This window comes from Gymnodinialimonas sp. (assembly GCF_059726805.1).
This window is the reverse complement of sequence record NZ_AP041059.1, coordinates 4,198,730-4,213,547: the sequence shown is the minus strand read 5'-3', so window position 1 is coordinate 4,213,547 and position 14,818 is coordinate 4,198,730. Positions and strand designations below refer to the sequence as shown.

The 14,818-nt window shown below is 64.0% G+C and carries 17 protein-coding genes; 11 read left to right on the top strand and 6 right to left on the bottom strand.

The window, feature by feature from the left end; genetic code table 11:
• Positions 1–5 precede the first annotated feature (5 nt).
• The 3 genes from metK (at position 6) to aroA (ending at position 3,459) form a co-directional block, all read left to right on the top strand.
• A complete protein-coding gene (gene metK / locus AC6I9R_RS20680) occupies positions 6–1,187 on the top strand; it encodes a methionine adenosyltransferase (RefSeq protein WP_461428248.1) in 1,182 nt (393 codons plus the stop codon).
• 49 nt (positions 1,188–1,236) lie between these two features.
• A complete protein-coding gene (trmB, locus tag AC6I9R_RS20675) occupies positions 1,237–1,944 on the top strand; it encodes a tRNA (guanine(46)-N(7))-methyltransferase TrmB (protein WP_461428249.1) in 708 nt (235 codons plus the stop codon).
• A 162-nt stretch (positions 1,945–2,106) separates the two neighbouring features.
• Entirely contained in the window at positions 2,107–3,459 is a 1,353-nt protein-coding gene (aroA, locus tag AC6I9R_RS20670) for a 3-phosphoshikimate 1-carboxyvinyltransferase (protein WP_461428250.1), read from the top strand.
• Here aroA and AC6I9R_RS20665 read toward each other — a convergent pair.
• The 4 genes from AC6I9R_RS20665 to AC6I9R_RS20650 are packed head-to-tail and all read right to left on the bottom strand — an operon-like array spanning position 3,456 to position 6,559.
• The gene (locus AC6I9R_RS20665; RefSeq protein ID WP_461428251.1) at positions 3,456–4,316 is read right to left on the bottom strand and encodes a hypothetical protein; all 861 of its coding nucleotides are present in this window, start codon (positions 4,314–4,316) and stop codon (positions 3,456–3,458) included. The two genes, aroA and AC6I9R_RS20665, sit on opposite strands and share 4 nt — an antisense overlap.
• Positions 4,313–4,726 (bottom strand): hypothetical protein, encoded by a 414-nt coding sequence (locus tag AC6I9R_RS20660; RefSeq protein WP_461428252.1) that lies wholly within the window; start codon positions 4,724–4,726, stop codon positions 4,313–4,315. The genes AC6I9R_RS20665 and AC6I9R_RS20660 overlap by 4 nt, the downstream gene beginning before the upstream one ends.
• Positions 4,716–5,663, bottom strand: a complete 948-nt coding sequence (locus tag AC6I9R_RS20655; RefSeq protein WP_461428253.1) for an acyl-CoA desaturase — start codon at positions 5,661–5,663, stop codon at positions 4,716–4,718. The genes AC6I9R_RS20660 and AC6I9R_RS20655 overlap by 11 nt, the downstream gene beginning before the upstream one ends.
• A complete protein-coding gene (locus AC6I9R_RS20650; protein ID WP_461428254.1) occupies positions 5,660–6,559 on the bottom strand; it encodes an acyl-CoA desaturase in 900 nt (299 codons plus the stop codon). The genes AC6I9R_RS20655 and AC6I9R_RS20650 overlap by 4 nt, the downstream gene beginning before the upstream one ends.
• A gap of 75 nt (positions 6,560–6,634) precedes the next feature.
• Here AC6I9R_RS20650 and AC6I9R_RS20645 point away from each other — a divergent pair, with 75 nt between their 5' ends.
• From AC6I9R_RS20645 to AC6I9R_RS20615, 7 genes are all read left to right on the top strand, one after another.
• The gene (locus tag AC6I9R_RS20645; RefSeq protein ID WP_461428255.1) at positions 6,635–6,991 is read left to right on the top strand and encodes a metalloregulator ArsR/SmtB family transcription factor; all 357 of its coding nucleotides are present in this window, start codon (positions 6,635–6,637) and stop codon (positions 6,989–6,991) included.
• Between the two features lie 55 nt (positions 6,992–7,046).
• Positions 7,047–7,457 carry a GFA family protein gene (locus AC6I9R_RS20640; protein ID WP_461428256.1) on the top strand — a complete coding sequence of 137 codons (411 nt, stop codon included), beginning with the start codon at positions 7,047–7,049 and terminating at the stop codon, positions 7,455–7,457.
• Positions 7,454–7,945 carry a hypothetical protein gene (locus tag AC6I9R_RS20635; RefSeq protein ID WP_461428257.1) on the top strand — a complete coding sequence of 164 codons (492 nt, stop codon included), beginning with the start codon at positions 7,454–7,456 and terminating at the stop codon, positions 7,943–7,945. The genes AC6I9R_RS20640 and AC6I9R_RS20635 overlap by 4 nt, the downstream gene beginning before the upstream one ends.
• Positions 7,942–8,553, top strand: coding sequence for a (d)CMP kinase (locus AC6I9R_RS20630; protein WP_461428258.1), 612 nt, complete (start codon positions 7,942–7,944; stop codon positions 8,551–8,553). The genes AC6I9R_RS20635 and AC6I9R_RS20630 overlap by 4 nt, the downstream gene beginning before the upstream one ends.
• The gene (locus AC6I9R_RS20625) at positions 8,550–8,861 is read left to right on the top strand and encodes a hypothetical protein (RefSeq protein WP_461428259.1); all 312 of its coding nucleotides are present in this window, start codon (positions 8,550–8,552) and stop codon (positions 8,859–8,861) included. Before AC6I9R_RS20630 ends, AC6I9R_RS20625 begins: the two co-directional genes overlap by 4 nt.
• A gap of 99 nt (positions 8,862–8,960) precedes the next feature.
• The gene (locus AC6I9R_RS20620) at positions 8,961–9,500 is read left to right on the top strand and encodes a hypothetical protein (RefSeq protein WP_461428260.1); all 540 of its coding nucleotides are present in this window, start codon (positions 8,961–8,963) and stop codon (positions 9,498–9,500) included.
• A gap of 97 nt (positions 9,501–9,597) precedes the next feature.
• The gene (locus tag AC6I9R_RS20615) at positions 9,598–11,586 is read left to right on the top strand and encodes an acyltransferase family protein (protein ID WP_461428261.1); all 1,989 of its coding nucleotides are present in this window, start codon (positions 9,598–9,600) and stop codon (positions 11,584–11,586) included.
• Positions 11,587–11,626: 40 nt separating this feature from the next.
• On the opposite strand, the gene AC6I9R_RS20610 is transcribed toward AC6I9R_RS20615, so the two are convergent.
• Together AC6I9R_RS20610 and AC6I9R_RS20605 are read right to left on the bottom strand one after the other, a co-directional pair.
• Positions 11,627–12,544, bottom strand: a complete 918-nt coding sequence (locus AC6I9R_RS20610) for an HNH endonuclease (protein ID WP_461428262.1) — start codon at positions 12,542–12,544, stop codon at positions 11,627–11,629.
• Entirely contained in the window at positions 12,541–14,289 is a 1,749-nt protein-coding gene (locus AC6I9R_RS20605; RefSeq protein ID WP_461428263.1) for an AAA family ATPase, read from the bottom strand. Before AC6I9R_RS20605 ends, AC6I9R_RS20610 begins: the two co-directional genes overlap by 4 nt.
• Positions 14,290–14,328: 39 nt before the next feature.
• Between AC6I9R_RS20605 and AC6I9R_RS20600 the strand changes: the two genes are divergently transcribed.
• The gene (locus tag AC6I9R_RS20600) at positions 14,329–14,769 is read left to right on the top strand and encodes a hypothetical protein (RefSeq protein ID WP_461428264.1); all 441 of its coding nucleotides are present in this window, start codon (positions 14,329–14,331) and stop codon (positions 14,767–14,769) included.
• Positions 14,770–14,818: the final 49 nt, after the last annotated feature.

The window sequence follows — 14,818 nt, the reverse complement described above, 5'->3', positions numbered from 1 at the left end:
TTCCCATGGCGCGTAATAACTACCTGTTCACTTCGGAATCCGTTTCCGAGGGCCACCCCGATAAAGTCTGCGACCGGATCTCTGACGCGATCCTGGACGCGTTTCTGTCGGAAGAGCCCGAGGCACGCGTGGCGTGCGAGACTTTCGCCACCACCAACCGCGTCGTGATCGGCGGCGAAGTCGGCCTGAGCGATCAGGACAAGCTGGCCGAATACATGGGCAAGGTTGATCCCATCGTGCGGGCCTGCATCAAGGACATCGGCTACGAGCAGGACAAGTTCCACCACGAGACCGTGGAAATCACCAACCTGCTGCACGAACAATCCGCCCATATCGCCCAGGGCGTGGATGCGGCCGAAGACAAGGACGAAGGCGCCGGCGACCAAGGCATCATGTTCGGCTACGCCGTGGCTGAAACGCCCGAGTTGATGCCCGCCCCCATCCACTATGCACACGCGATCCTGAAGCGCCTGGCCGAGGTGCGTAAATCCGGCGAGCAGGCCGTGCTTGGCCCCGACGCCAAGTCGCAGCTGTCGGTGCGTTATGAAGACGGCAAGCCTGTTGGCGTGACGTCGATCGTGTTGTCGACCCAGCACCTTGACGCGTCGCTGTCCTCTGACGACGTGCGCGCGATTGTTGAGCCCTATATTCGCGGCGAACTGCCCGAGGGCTGGATTTCTGCCGAGACCGAATGGCACGTGAACCCGACCGGCAAGTTCGTCATCGGCGGGCCCGATGGCGACGCGGGCCTGACGGGTCGCAAGATCATCGTGGACACCTACGGTGGCGCGGCCCCCCACGGCGGCGGCGCGTTTTCGGGCAAAGATCCCACCAAGGTGGACCGCTCGGCGGCCTATGCCTCGCGCTATCTGGCGAAAAACGTTGTGGCTGCGGGTCTGGCCCATCGCTGTACGATCCAACTCAGCTACGCCATCGGCGTGGCCAAGCCGCTGTCGATCTATTGCGACACGCATCAGACGGGCCAGGTCCACGAGGCCGAGATCGAGCGCGCGTTGGAGCAGGTCATGGACCTGACGCCCCGCGGCATCCGCACGCACCTGGGCATGAACCGCCCGATCTATGCCCGCACCGCAGCCTACGGCCACTTTGGCCGCGCGCCGGAGGCCGACGGCGGCTTCTCGTGGGAGAAGACCGACCTGGCCGACGCGATCAAAGCGGCGCTGTAAAACGCGTCTCGCCCCTCCGCGATGTCGGAGGGGCGGCACATTCTGTGTCATGACAGATCCCCACCCAAACCGTCCCCACCGCAACTTCTATGGCCGCCGCAAGGGCCATGACCTGCGCGATAGCCAGGAACGCTACCTGGCGGAGGATCTGGCGCGTTTGTCGCCCGGGGCGGTCGATTGGGACGTGAACCCCGACCGCGTGCCGCTGGATTTGGCGGAGCGGTTCGGCGGGAGGGACGTCTGGCTGGAAGTGGGTTTTGGCGGCGGAGAGCACTTGGTGCATCAGGCCGCCCGCAACCCCGACATCGCGATCATCGGGTGCGAGCCCTATATCAACGGCGTTGCCATGCTGCTCGGCAAGATCCGCGCCGCGGGGGTCAGCAACCTCGCGGTTTATCCTGGCGATGCGCGGGATTTGTTCGATGTGCTGCCCGAGGGTTCTGTCGCGAAGGCGTTTCTTCTTTATCCCGACCCCTGGCCAAAAGCGCGTCACCACCGACGCCGCTTCGTGACGCCGGAGCACCTGGCGCCGCTTCATCGGGCGCTGAAGGACGGCGCCGAGTTTCGCGTCGCAACAGACATCAAAGACTACGTGCGGCAGACGATGGAGGAGGTTCCGAAGGCTGGGTTCGAGTGGATGGCCGAGAGTGCTTCGGATTGGCGACAGCCTTGGGGCGACTGGCTATCGACGCGGTACGAGCAGAAGGCGCTGCGCGAGGGCCGGGTGCCTCATTACATGACGTTCCGCAAGCGGTAAGCGTTGCTGAGGGGGCCAGCCCCCTCTGCGCATCCTTTGGGATGCGCCCACCCCCGGAGTTTTTCTAGCAAGATGAAAGGGGAGGGTCCGCGCGTTTGGGGAGTGGACGCCCGCGAGGCCTGCGTCTATCTCTGCCGCGACCCTGACCGAGAGGCTACGTAGATGTCTGCACACGGCGACCCCAAACCGATGACGGCCCGCAAGGGCGGTGCCTTGAAGGGCACGGCGGAGGTGCCGGGCGACAAATCGATCTCGCACCGCTCGTTGATCTTCGGCGCCATGGCCGTGGGGGAGACCCGGGTGACGGGCTTGTTGGAGGGGCAGGATGTCTTGGACACGGCCTCTGCCATGCGGGCGTTCGGGGCAGAGGTCACGCGGGAAGAAGGCGGTACCTGGTCCATTCACGGCGTGGGCGTAGGCGGCTTTGCGGAGCCTGAGGACGTGTTGGATTGCGGCAACTCGGGCACCGGGGTGCGGTTGTTGATGGGGGCGATGGCGACGACGCCGATCAGTGTGACGTTTACCGGAGACGCCTCGTTGCGCTCTCGGCCTATGGCGCGGGTGACGGATCCGCTGGCTTTGTTCGGCACGCAGGCCTACGGGCGGGCGCAAGGGCGCTTGCCGATGACGCTGGTGGGCGCGGCAGAGCCGATGCCTGTCCGCTACACGACGCCCGTGCCCTCGGCGCAGGTGAAATCTGCGGTGCTCTTGGCGGGGCTGAATGCGCCGGGTGAAACCGTGGTGATCGAGGCCGAAGCCACGCGCGATCATTCAGAGCGGATGCTGGCAGGCTTTGGTGCGACGATCCGCACAGAGGTGACAGACGAGGGCCGGGTGATCACGCTGCAAGGCCAGCCAGAGCTGAGGCCCCAGACCATTGCCGTGCCCCGTGACCCGTCCTCGGCGGCCTTCCCCGTCTGTGCCGCGCTCATCACCGAAGGATCGGACGTGTTGGTACCCAACATTGGCCTCAACCCCACGCGTGCGGGCCTGTTCGAGACCCTGCGCGATATGGGCGCGGATCTGACCTATGAGAACCCGCGCGAAGAGGGCGGCGAACCCGTCGCCGACCTGCGCGCGCGCTTCTCGCCCAACATGCGCGGTATCGAGGTTCCGCCGGAACGCGCCGCCAGCATGATTGACGAATATCCGATCCTCTCCGTCGTCGCGGCCAATGCCGAGGGCGCAACGGTGATGCGCGGCGTGAAGGAGCTGCGGGTGAAAGAAAGCGACCGGATTGCCGCCATGGCGGACGGGCTGCGCTTAAACGGGATAGAGGTTGAGGACGGCCCCGATTGGTGGATCGTCCACGGGCGCGGTCCCGGCGGCATCAAGGGCGGGGCGATGGTCGCCACGCACCTCGACCACCGCATCGCGATGTCGTTCCTTTGCGCGGGCTTTGCCAGCCAGCAGGGCATCACCATCGACGATGCCGGGCCCATCGCTACGTCCTTCCCGATTTTCGAGCCGTTGATGCGGACCCTTGGGGCGCACTTGGATCTTGCGAAAGCTTAGCGGCCAGTGATCGCGCGCCCGATCTCTTCATGGGCGGCGCGCACGGCGGCGGGCAGATCGCGGGCGCCGCGCTCTCGGGTGCCATCGATGTCGCTTGGCCAGGCATAGGCCATAAGGATCCCCACCCGATCCGTCGCGGCGGCAAGCGCTGCGTAGTTGCGTGCAACCTCGGCCATGTCCTCGGAGGTGATCCCGGCCTCCGCGTGGTATTCGGTGTGGGTGCTGTCCATCACCAGGACCAATTCGATGTAGTTGGGCGTGTTGTTGATGACGGATCTCAGGTAATCCATGAACACCGGGTCATTCGCCGGGTCCCTAACCAGGTACCGGTTGAACCCCCAGTAATCGACGCCCCAGGCGATTTGGGGACGGAACCGCTCGCGGTAGGCGTCGATCACCATGGTCCGCGCGCCGGGCAAATCGGCCTGGATGCGTTGGGTGACGTTGTAGATGTTCCAGGTGTCGGCCCGCACCAGCGATGGCTCGTCGGCGACGTAAAGGATCAACGCCTCCGTCGGAACACCGCTTTGGGCAATCGCAAGGAGGGCCTGCTGCCACAGGTCATAGCTGCGCAACCGGCGCAGCGAAGTCTCCGTGCGGCGGAAGAAGAACGGCTCCACATGGTAGAGCGGGGTCATGCCCAGTTCCCAGGCGCGGGCCAGACGCGCGGCATCGGTGGCGATATCGCCCGAGGGGCAGACATGGGCGATGTTGGTGAACGGCGCGACCTCGGCGGCAAAATCCTCTCCCTTCGCCTCCAGCCCGCAGAGGATGCCGACATAGCCAAAATGGGTCTGGGCCGTAGACGGTGCCGGGGCCAGCGCAAGGGCGGCGAGAAGGGCGAGGCGGCGGATCAACCCGCGGGCTCCGCGAAGATGAGCGTGCGAGACCACCCGACCGCCCCGTGCCAGAACGCGAGGCTTGTGACCAGGCCGACAAGGACGCCGTAGGCCAGGCCAATGAACCACTCTGGATCGCCCACGAAAAACGGCATGACGCACAGGAGGCTCAAGGTGGTGGTGGTGAGGGGGGCGGACCACCAGGGCAAGCTGCGCACACGGGACTTCAGCAGGGCCAGAAGCGTGAAGGAGGCGCCCGTGAACAGGATGGCGACGCCCGCGCCGACGACGGCAAAGGCGAACGTGAAGGACACGATGGCCTGCGGCTCGGACCAGAGGCCTGTCAGCACCACGAGGCCCAGGATATGGAGGGCCAGGCCCGCCAGATAGGCCTGAAGCGCACCGCGCAGGATGTCTTTAGCTTGCATGGATCAAACGCTCCTCAACAGGGCGGTGCGCGGGCCCGGTGTCACATCGGGCAAGGCCCTCGCGAGCGGGTTCCGAGGACGGCCCCTTAATGTCCCATGCCAGGCCAAGCCGTTCAAGCGCACGGATGAACCAGAAACCGGGGTCAACTTGTCCCTGTTCCACGCCTAGTTGGGCGGAATGGGGGAAGGCGTGGTGGTTGCCGTGGAAGCTCTCCCCGAAGCTGAGAAGCCCAAGGCCGCGCAGGTTGTAGCCTTGAACGGGCAGGCCGCGCACCTCCCACCCCTGATGACCGCCCTTGTGGGCGGCGTGGCCCACGGCCCAATGGCCGATCAATGAGACCGCGATACGCAGGGACACGCCCCACAGGACCAGACCGATGCCGCCGAGGACGAACAAGACCAGCGACGGGATCAGCTGCTGCGCCATCCAGTGACGCTCCATCCATTGGTAGACGGGGTCATTGGCGATTTCGTCTTCGATCTCAAACCGGGGCGGGTGGGTCAGGCGAAACTCGCAATGCATCTGCCACCAGGCATCGCGCAGCGGCCCCGCGCCGTGGGAGGGGTGCGGCGGGCATTCTGTCTGCCTTTGGTGCCAATCGCGCATGTCGTGGGCGCGGATCATCCCGAAGGGGCCCGCCATGCCGACAAGTGTGCCGAGCCAAACCAGAAGCCGCTCCAACCCCTTGGGCGCGGTGAAGCTGCGGTGGATCAGCAAGCGATGCATGCCGACGGAATGGCCCGCGCAGAGCGTGATCGCAGACAGGATCAGGAAGGCCGCGACCCCGCCCCAGGACGGGAACACGGTCAGCGCGGCCACCCCGCCGGCCATATGCGCAAAGAGCCAAAGCGATTTTGCCGGGGACCAGAGGATGCGTCCTTGCGTGGCGGAGGTCTCGGCGCGCGCGAAGACGCGGTCTGTGTCGATCAGGCTCATTGCAGGGCTCCTTGTGGCTGAGCGTAATGCGCGCCGTCCGGCGTGCGGATTTCCCAGGCCAGCCCCAGGGCTGCGAGCCCGCGGATCACCCACCAGCCGGAGTCGATCTGGCCCGCGTGGTGGCCCATCCGGGCCGACCGGGGAAAGGCGTGGTGATTGTTGTGGAACGCCTCGCCGAAGGTGAAGAGGCCCCAGAACGGCAGGTTGCGCCCGTCGATGGCGATGTCGTCCTGGACGAACGGGCGCTCGCCGCTGGTATGCGCGAAGTGAACCGTCACCCAATGTCCCGCCAGGGACACAGCGATGCGCAGGCCGATGCCCCAAAGGACAAACCCGATGCCACCCACCGCGAATAGCGCGAGGGCAAGGGGCAGTTGCTGCCAGCGCCAGGTGGCCTCCAGCCAGCGGTAGAACCGATCTTCGGTCACGCGCGGCTCGATATGCAGGGCGGGGGGATGGTCGAGGCGCTGCTCACAATGCATCTGCCAGAGGGCGTCGCGCCACAGGCCCACGTCGTGCTTGGCGAAGGAATGGCAGTCAGGCTGCTGCTGTTGCCAATCGCGGATCTCGTGGATGTGGAACATGCCGATGGGGCCCGCCATGCCGACGAGGGTCCCGAGGTAGACGAGCACATGTTCCAGCCACAAGGGCGCGCTGAAACTGCGATGGATGAGCAGGCGATGCATGCCCACGGAATGGCCGAGGCACAGCGTCAGAAGCATCAGCGCGAAGGTGACGCCCGCGGCTTCCCAGGAGGGGAAGAAAACGACGCCGATAAGGCCTGCCAGTGCCATGCCACTGAACCACAAGGATTTCGCAGGCGCCCAGACCACGCGGCCCTGGGTGGCAGAGCTGTCGGGAAGGGGGGTTACACGATCCGTCTGTCTCAAGGTCATCACTTGCATCTCCACCCTTCATCATTTAATTAATAAGTGAAATCTCTATTTAACTGGTGAGTTAATTGGTGAAATATGTCAAGCCCTGATAAAGTCTTCGAAGCCCTGTCCTCGACCACGCGCCGAAAAATCCTTGCATATCTGCGGGATAGGCCCCTGCACGCCGGTGCCATCGCGGATCGGTTCGAGATGTCGAAGCCGGCGGTTTCCAAGCATCTGTCGATCCTCGAATCGGCGGGGCTGATCTGGCGCAAGCGTGAGGGTCAGTTCATTTTGTATGGGATGGAGCAGGACCAACTGGCCGGTCACCTGTGGACCTTCATGCAGGAAGTCTGCCCGCCATCGCGTGCGCTGCGCCGTGAGGTGCGTGAAGAAATGGAGGCTGCAGACGCCCCGGATGTCGCCTCTGCGCCTGATCCCACCGCTCCTTGACGCGTCCCACATAGCCTCTCAGGGTCACCCTGAGGGAAAGACGGGAGCGTCGCTTATGACCAAACACACCGGATCATGCCTGTGCGGGGCAGTGACCTACACGACGACGGGCCCCCTGCGGCCCGTGATCGCCTGCCATTGCACCCAATGCCGCAAGACCTCGGGCCATCACGTTGCCGCAACGTCCGTGGCGCGGGATGACCTGCAGATCGAGGGGGAGGTCACATGGTATGTGTCCTCGCCGACAGCGCGGCGCGGGTTCTGCGGCATCTGTGGCTCGAACCTTTTCTGGGACGGGGCGGGGGTGAACATGTCCATCTTCGCAGGCACGTTTGACGGCGATCCGGGGCTGACACTGGCCGCCCATATCTTCTGTGATGACAAGGGCAGCTATTACTCGATTGCCGACGATGTCCCCCAGGTCGGCGGCTACGATCCCGTGCTGACCACCCAGGTCAACCCTTGAACGCGGCGCGGGCGATCAAGGGCCTCGCGATGCTGACCGCCATGCTTTACAGCGGCCTCGCGTGGCTTTGGTATGTGGAGCTGATCCCCGGCGCGGGCGGCCTGCAACCCTTCGACTCGCGGTTTTTCGGCTATACGGCGGCAGAGGGGCAGGCCTATCTTGCGGCCCTCAGTGACGAAGCGCGTCAGGTCTACCTGAACGACGTGCGCATGCTCGATACGATCTTTCCCATCAGCCTTGCGGCCCTTCTGGGCTGGCTCCTGGTCCGTCTGGCACCCGGCCCTTGGGGGGCCTTGGCGGTGCTGCCCATCGCCTACCTCGGGGCGGATTTGCTGGAGAACGCCCGCGTGGCCGCCATCCTGCTGCACGCCGCGCCCACCGATCAGATGATCGAGGCCGCCAGCCAGGCAACCGTGGCGAAATACGGATTTTTGATAGTCACCGTGATTGCACTGGGGGCGGTGTTTGTGACAACCAAGCGGCCATGAGATTTACGGTTGCCATTGATGGGCCCGCTGCGGCGGGCAAGGGAACGATTGGCCGCGCGGTAGCGGATCATTTCGGGTTCGCACACCTCGATACGGGGCTGTTGTACCGCGCCGTGGGTGCGCGCGTTTTGCGTGGCGAGCGGGCGGAAGAGGCAGCACTTGCCCTTACGCCGGAGGATCTGGCCGACGCCCACGTGCTGCGCACCCCTGATGCGGCGCAGGCGGCCTCTAAGGTCGCAGTGATCCCCGAGGTGCGCGCCGCCCTGCTGGAGTTTCAGCGCGCCTTCGCCCACCGCATCGGCGGCGCCGTCCTGGACGGGCGCGATATCGGCACAACCATCTGCCCCCGGGCCGAGGTGAAGCTGTTTGTGACCGCCAGTGCCGAGATCCGCGCCAAGCGCCGCATGGATGAGCTTGCGAACCGGGGCATTGAAGCCGACTACGATCAGGTCCTGGCAGACGTCCGCGCGCGCGATGCCCGTGATACGGATCGCGCGACTTCCCCGATGCTCGCTGCCGAAGATGCCCTGACACTCGACACCAGCGAGATGTCCGCCGAGGCCGCGATTGCCGTGGCGATTGCAGCCGTGGAGGCCAAGCGCGGGTGAGTGAGACGGCGCAACTGATCGTGACCCGCGCCGGCGGATACGCAGATTACCTGCGCGCCTACCGTATTCTTGTCGATGACATCGAGATGGGTCGGATCAAGCGCAACAGCGAGCTGCACCTGACCATCCCCATCGGCCAACATGTGATCGGGGCCCGGATCGACTGGACCCGCGCGCAGCCCATCGTGATCGAGGCCCGCGCGGATGAGACGGTTCGCGTCGAAGTCTTCAACACCCATGGCGCGATGCGGTCGGACTATGCGATCACGGCGGGCCGCAACTCCTACCTGACCCTGCGCCTGGTCTAGGCCCCCACGCAGGCGTGACCGCGGGTGATCCAATCCACTCTAGGTCCTGCGCCCGGTTGCGGCTAGCCTGGGACAAAGCCCATGCCGCCGGAGGTCCCCATGCTGCGCGCCCTTGCCCTTGTTATGCTGACCCTTGCCGTGGTGGCCCCCGCCCATGCGCAACAGGTCACACCGCCGGAAATAGAAGCGGAAGTGGAAGGCCCCATGACCTTGCCCCGCATGGCCTCGATCCTCACCGCGATTGACGAGAACGCCACCGTCGAGGCGCAGGGCATCACGCTAACCATCGCGGGTATCCCGGTGACCGTCGTGGTGGACCCGCGCGCCAATCGGATGCGGGTTCTGGTGCCGATCTCTTCCTCTGCGGGGCTTTCCGAGGAAGACCTGATGCGCCTGATGCAGGCCAATTTCGACACCGCCTTGGATGCGCGCTATGCCGTCGCCCACGGTCGCCTTTGGTCCACCTTCATCCACCCGCTGGCCGAGCTGCAGACGGATCAACTGATCTCGGGCCTGGCACAGACCGTCACCTTGGCCCAGACCTATGGGGACACCTACACCTCTGGCGCGATCATGTTTCAGGGCGGGGACACGCGCAGCCTGATCGAGGGCCTGCAACAGTTGGGCGAAGAGCTTTAGGCACCCTCGTGGATTTGGCGCAACATGCCGTCGCCCGTTGGCCGCACGGGCGTGGTTGAGGATTCCCACACGCCCGCCCCCGCCCTAGACAGTCCCCATGGAATACAGGCGCGAAATCGACGGTTTGCGGACACTCGCGGTTGTGCCAGTGGTGATCTATCACCTGAAGATACCGCTCGGTGACGGCTATGTGCTGCCGGGCGGCTTCCTGGGCGTCGATGTTTTCTTCGTTCTCTCGGGCTTCCTGATCACCAAGATCATCCTTGAAGAGATGACCCGCACAGGCCGCTTCAGCCTGTCGAACTTCTACATCCGCCGCGCGCGCCGCATCCTGCCGGCGCTGTTTCTCGTGATCTTCGCCTCTGTCATTGCAGGCATCTTCATCCTCACACCGACCGAGATGGCCCGCCTGACCGAGTCTGCCATGGCGGCGCTTCTGTTTGTCAGCAACGGCTACTGGTTCTTCGAGCTGGAAAGCTACGGCGCCCCAGTCGGCCTGCTACAGCCATTGCTGCACACCTGGAGCCTCGCGATTGAAGAGCAGTTCTACCTCGTCTTCCCCCTTGTCTTGCTGCTCATCAAGCCTTCCCGCTGGCCTGTCATGGCTGCCGTGGTGCTGGTCGTGCTATTGATTGCGTCCCTCGTGGCGGCAGAGCGGACGACTGCCTTCCTGCAGCCGATGTCCTTCTACTCTCCGCTCAGCCGTGCGTGGGAAATGCTGGCGGGCGCATTGCTGGCGCTGGCTTTGACGCATTTCCCACAACGGGCCTCTCCACCCCCGATCCTGCGCATGGTCCTGCCCAAACTGGGCGTAGCGGTGCTGGTCATAAGCATGGTGGTGATCGATCTCGACGCCGTCGCGCATCCCGGGCTGGTCACAGCGCCCGTGGTCCTTGCAACCGTCGCGATCCTGTGGAGCGCGGGCGGCCTGGAGGTCACGACACGGGTGCTGTCCACCGGGCCATTCGTTTTCATCGGGCGGCTGTCTTACTCCCTCTACCTCTGGCACTTCCCGGTCTTCGCCTACGGCAGGCTGTCGACGGTAGAGGTCGTCGGTGCGGCGGACATGGCGGTTTGGCTGATCCTGACGCTGTTTCTGTCCGTGGCGGGGTACTACGTGGTGGAGCGCCCGTTCCGGCACAAACTCGACCAACGTATTGTCATGCTGAGCCTTTGCGGCGGGTTGATCGCGGTAACTTCGGTGTTTTTTCTGGGCACACGGACCGAGGTCCTAAGCGCCCACCGGGCCGCGCAACTGAGCGAGATCTACGGCGGGGACTTCTACGACAATGAGGTTCTCGACGCCCAAACCTGGGACCGGCTTAACGCTTTGGCAGAGCAGACCGAGGGCGCACGCGGGCCCAATGCGCGCCGCCCGTCCGATGATGAGATCCAGAGGCTGTGGTTTGAAGACCCCTCCGCCCTCAATATTCTGGTGATCGGCAATTCCCATTCCCGCGACATGTTCAACGCCATGGATATCGTGGCGGAACAGATCCCTCAGATTGAGGTCGCGCGCTTCGGAATGTTGACCCTCTTCCCTGACTTCCAGCGCGCCGAGATGCTGGCCACGCCCAATTTCGCAGCGGCGGATGTGGTCATGATCGCCTCCCGCTACAACGATCAGGGGTTGGACGCGGCGATGAACGCGCTGATTGATGACCTGTTGGACGCGGGCAAGACCGTGGTTCTGGTTGGGAATACGGCGGAATTCGAGACGCCCGGGCAGGTGCCCCTGTTCGACTACATCGCGCGCGGCGGAGCCGAGTTGGGGCCCATGGACGCCATAAATTCAATCGCATTTCAGGCCCAAAACCCCCGCGTTGATCCGTTGAACCAATCGCTCCGCCAGATCGCAGAGGCGCGCGGCGTTCACTACCTGTCGCGCCGCGCGCTGCTGTGTTCCAACGAGGCGCAGGTGTGCACCCTGCGCCTGCCGGGTGGCGGCAAGACGCTTTACGATTACGGCCATTGGACACTCTCCGGCGCGGCGTTGATCGCCGAGCGGATCGTGGCCACGGATTGGCTCGCGCCGGTTCTGGAAGCGGCCTGCGAGGGCCGCTCGGACGGGCCATGCGCGCGCTGAGACGTAGCGCCGCGCGGAACCGGAAGGCTTGGTGCGGCGCTCAGCCCTGGGGCACCATCATGTCTTCGACTTCCCGCTGAACGAGCGTCAGAAACGCCTTGGCCATGCCCGAGAAAGGCTGGCCACCGCCTGTCCGACGCCACAGCCGCTCAATCGCGCGATCGGCGAAGTCTTTCCAGCGCTGCTGGTCCACCGGGTCTTCGGTTTCCAGCCAATTATTAATCGCTTGGATGATGTCGTTGCGGTCTTCGCGCATCTCCAGAAGATGAATGCGCCGGTCCTCTTCCAGCCAGCGGCGGTTGAGGCCAAGGATGGTGCGCGTCGCCTCCCCCGCCGGGCTTTCGTTCTTGGCCCGCACGGTCGCGGCGCCTTGGAACAACACCCAATCCAGGTGCGGCTCCGGGTCCACGTCCACCGGGTTCAGGATCAGGGGCACCTCATCCGCCAGATCGCCGCCGGCGTCCGTAATCCAGATATCGCCTTCGGTCGGGAAGGCATTGAGTTTGCCTGCCCGGCTCAGCGGCGGGTCCTGCAGAAACGCGACCAGTTCGGCCTGGGTTTTCACATCGTCGGGGATGATCACCAGCGAGGATCGGACCTGATTGCAGTGCTGGCACGACAACACCAGGTTCTCCCACACCATCGCCAACCACCAGTAACCCGGGTGATCGACACCGGCCTTCTTGGCCTCTGACACGCCCCTCTTGGGGCGGTAATGCTCGATATCGGTGTCCTGGCTTCCGGCGATCTTGCTTTCGCAGTAAGCGCATTTGCCTTTGAACATCTCGCGCAGGGCTTCGCGCACATCGCGGTCGCGGTAGGCCTGAAACTCGTCGCTGCCCACGGTTTCGCCCCGTTCGATCATCTCGGCCACACGGCGCAATTCGCGCGGGCCCGCCGCGTTGGGGTCGGCGGGGTCAAGGGACGGGGGGCAGGGGGTACGCTCGACCTTGATCATCCGTCATCTCGCCGCGCGAAGAGGTTCGCAAACTCAGACTTCAACTCTGCCCGCCGCGGCGATGGCGCTTTCGTCGGCGCAACGGTGCGGCTTTTGGCCTTGTCTTTCAGCGCCTCCGCATAGGCCTGTTCGCGCAACGTCGTGCCGATCACCAAACCATCGTCAAGTTCCGCGCTGAGGCTCTGCATCTCGTCATGTTCAGAGGGCGACAGGTCTTCGATCCGCGCCGCAAGGCGGTTGAAGCGGATCAGGCGCGCGTCGGTCTCGGGGTCGGTCGAGCCCAGGCCAAAGAACTCCGACGTCAGGATCTGTTCGGCCCGCATGCCCCGGATCGAGGGCAGATCTTCGACCCGCTCCACAAGATCCGTCTCGCCCGCGCGGTGAAGCACGAAAACCTCACCGTCATACATGCCCCGCAGGCACAGCGGATCATGGGTCGTCACGATGAACTGGATCTTGGGGAAGGCCCGGCGCAGAAGCGTCATGATCTGCATTTTCCAACGCGGATGCAGGTGGGTCTCGATCTCGTCGATGAAAACGACCGCGCTGGCAAATTCGAGGTTGTCGAAATGGTACAGCATCTCGCGAATGATATCGCAGGTCATGGCGATGATGGATTTGAACCCAACGGAGAGGTCCTTCATCGCCACCCGCTGTCCGCCCTGGCGGATGTAGATGCGAGGCTCATCGGGGTCGTCTTCCCGCTCAAAATCATCGTCCCGGTCGAGCATCAGGATCTCGCGCAACGCACGCGCGGCGGCGTAGAACTGCGGGTCGGGCAGGGTGGACAGCCAGTGGATCGGGTTGGCGATCACATCGAGCGGGTCGAACATGGATTTGACCCGATGCGCAGGCGCCCGCAGGCGGCGGGACTTGCGAGAGGTGAAAAACCGACGCGGACCGTACCCGAGGATGACCTTGGCGCAGGTCTCATTGCCCTCAAACGCAGTCGCCTCGGCGGGGCCGTGGAGGGTGACGGGGGTATGTGCATCGAGGAACGACAGGTTGACCCGAACGGCATCCATCGTTTCGGACCATTCCGACGGATCAGGCCGGTGGATCAGACCGTTGGGTGTGATCGTCGTGTCATCAACCAGCGCGTCGAGCGCGGCGGTTTCCTTGACACCGATAATGGCCAGCGCCATCGCCTCTAGCACCGATGATTTGCCCGTCGCATTCTCCCCCAGCAGCAACATGCAGGGCGATTGCTCGGGGTCTTCGACGGTTTCCGGCAGATCGAAAGAGATCGTGCGCAGGGCCTTGAAGTTGGAGATTTCCACGCGCGTGATTGGGCGCAGGGCGTTGGGGAGGGTCTGGACGTCGGGTATGCGGGTGGGTTTGGGTTGGGCCAGCGCCTCGAAGTCCGCATGAATGACCGGTTGTTCTTGTGCTGCCACGGTTTCGAACTGCGCGGCCATGTCACCAAGGAATGCGCGGAAGTCGTCGCCGGGTAAACCGTAGAGCAGTTTAAGGAAGCTCTCAGCCGTATCCACCTCCATGCCGCGGTAATTCGCAAAGGACAGCACAGCTTGCGTGGCCGCGCCGCAATGGGGATCGGGGCCAAGATTAGCGCCGCGTGCGCACAAGTACGCGGGCGCGCCGTCTGAAACGAAGGCTTGCGCGTTTTTTGCCTCAAGGCTGACCGCCAATCCGAAGATGGCCGCTTTCCGCCCATTGATTAGCTGCTCGCGGTTCAGGTCCAGCACTTCAACAGTTGCGTGCCCCGCAGAGCTTGTCCAATTCACGGATCCGTCCAGACGAAACGACAGATGATCCCTAGGATCATGAAAGCAGGGATCAATCAGCAATTCCTGCTCGGTCCGCCGAAGATCCTCTATCCCCGCGAAAACCTCCCCGCGCGGGCCTTCGACGTAGAACCGATTGCCCTTATTCCGTTTGCAAGTTGGACAGATCCAAAGCAGATTTTCCCAGTCACTGGAAAGCCAAGCATATGCCAGGAAAGCGGTATGACCTTCCTCATCCTGAGCCAACGCTTCCGGGCGGTGGCGGCCAATGACCGCGTCGGTCCTGCCGAGGTAGGACGGCTTGCTTTTGATCGTTCTATTGGTGGTCCCCTCCTCGCAATAAGCACAGATCCCTTGGAAATTCTTCTCCATCTCGCCCCTGAAGGCGTCATCCTCATCCAGCCAACTGTTGTCTGGCAGGCGTCGCGTCTCGCCCTTCATCCCGGCCTCGCTGATAAAGGCCTCGACCTCACCCCGTGATTCCTCTGCCCGTTTGCTGAACAGGATCTCGGGCGGTTGCATGGTGCTG

What these genes read in the sequence shown, in the direction of transcription:
- metK (WP_461428248.1), top strand. Translation starts at nt 6, where the DNA reads ATGGCGCGTAATAACTACCTGTTCACTTCGGAATCCGTTTCCGAGGGC.
- trmB (WP_461428249.1), top strand. Translation starts at nt 1,237, where the DNA reads ATGACAGATCCCCACCCAAACCGTCCCCACCGCAACTTCTATGGCCGC.
- aroA (WP_461428250.1), top strand. Translation starts at nt 2,107, where the DNA reads ATGTCTGCACACGGCGACCCCAAACCGATGACGGCCCGCAAGGGCGGT.
- AC6I9R_RS20660 (WP_461428252.1), bottom strand. Translation starts at nt 4,726, where the DNA reads ATGCAAGCTAAAGACATCCTGCGCGGTGCGCTTCAGGCCTATCTGGCG.
- AC6I9R_RS20655 (WP_461428253.1), bottom strand. Translation starts at nt 5,663, where the DNA reads ATGAGCCTGATCGACACAGACCGCGTCTTCGCGCGCGCCGAGACCTCC.
- AC6I9R_RS20650 (WP_461428254.1), bottom strand. Translation starts at nt 6,559, where the DNA reads ATGACCTTGAGACAGACGGATCGTGTAACCCCCCTTCCCGACAGCTCT.
- AC6I9R_RS20645 (WP_461428255.1), top strand. Translation starts at nt 6,635, where the DNA reads ATGTCAAGCCCTGATAAAGTCTTCGAAGCCCTGTCCTCGACCACGCGC.
- AC6I9R_RS20640 (WP_461428256.1), top strand. Translation starts at nt 7,047, where the DNA reads ATGACCAAACACACCGGATCATGCCTGTGCGGGGCAGTGACCTACACG.
- AC6I9R_RS20630 (WP_461428258.1), top strand. Translation starts at nt 7,942, where the DNA reads ATGAGATTTACGGTTGCCATTGATGGGCCCGCTGCGGCGGGCAAGGGA.
- AC6I9R_RS20620 (WP_461428260.1), top strand. Translation starts at nt 8,961, where the DNA reads ATGCTGCGCGCCCTTGCCCTTGTTATGCTGACCCTTGCCGTGGTGGCC.
- AC6I9R_RS20615 (WP_461428261.1), top strand. Translation starts at nt 9,598, where the DNA reads ATGGAATACAGGCGCGAAATCGACGGTTTGCGGACACTCGCGGTTGTG.
- AC6I9R_RS20610 (WP_461428262.1), bottom strand. Translation starts at nt 12,544, where the DNA reads ATGATCAAGGTCGAGCGTACCCCCTGCCCCCCGTCCCTTGACCCCGCC.
- AC6I9R_RS20600 (WP_461428264.1), top strand. Translation starts at nt 14,329, where the DNA reads ATGAAAGCAGGGATCAATCAGCAATTCCTGCTCGGTCCGCCGAAGATC.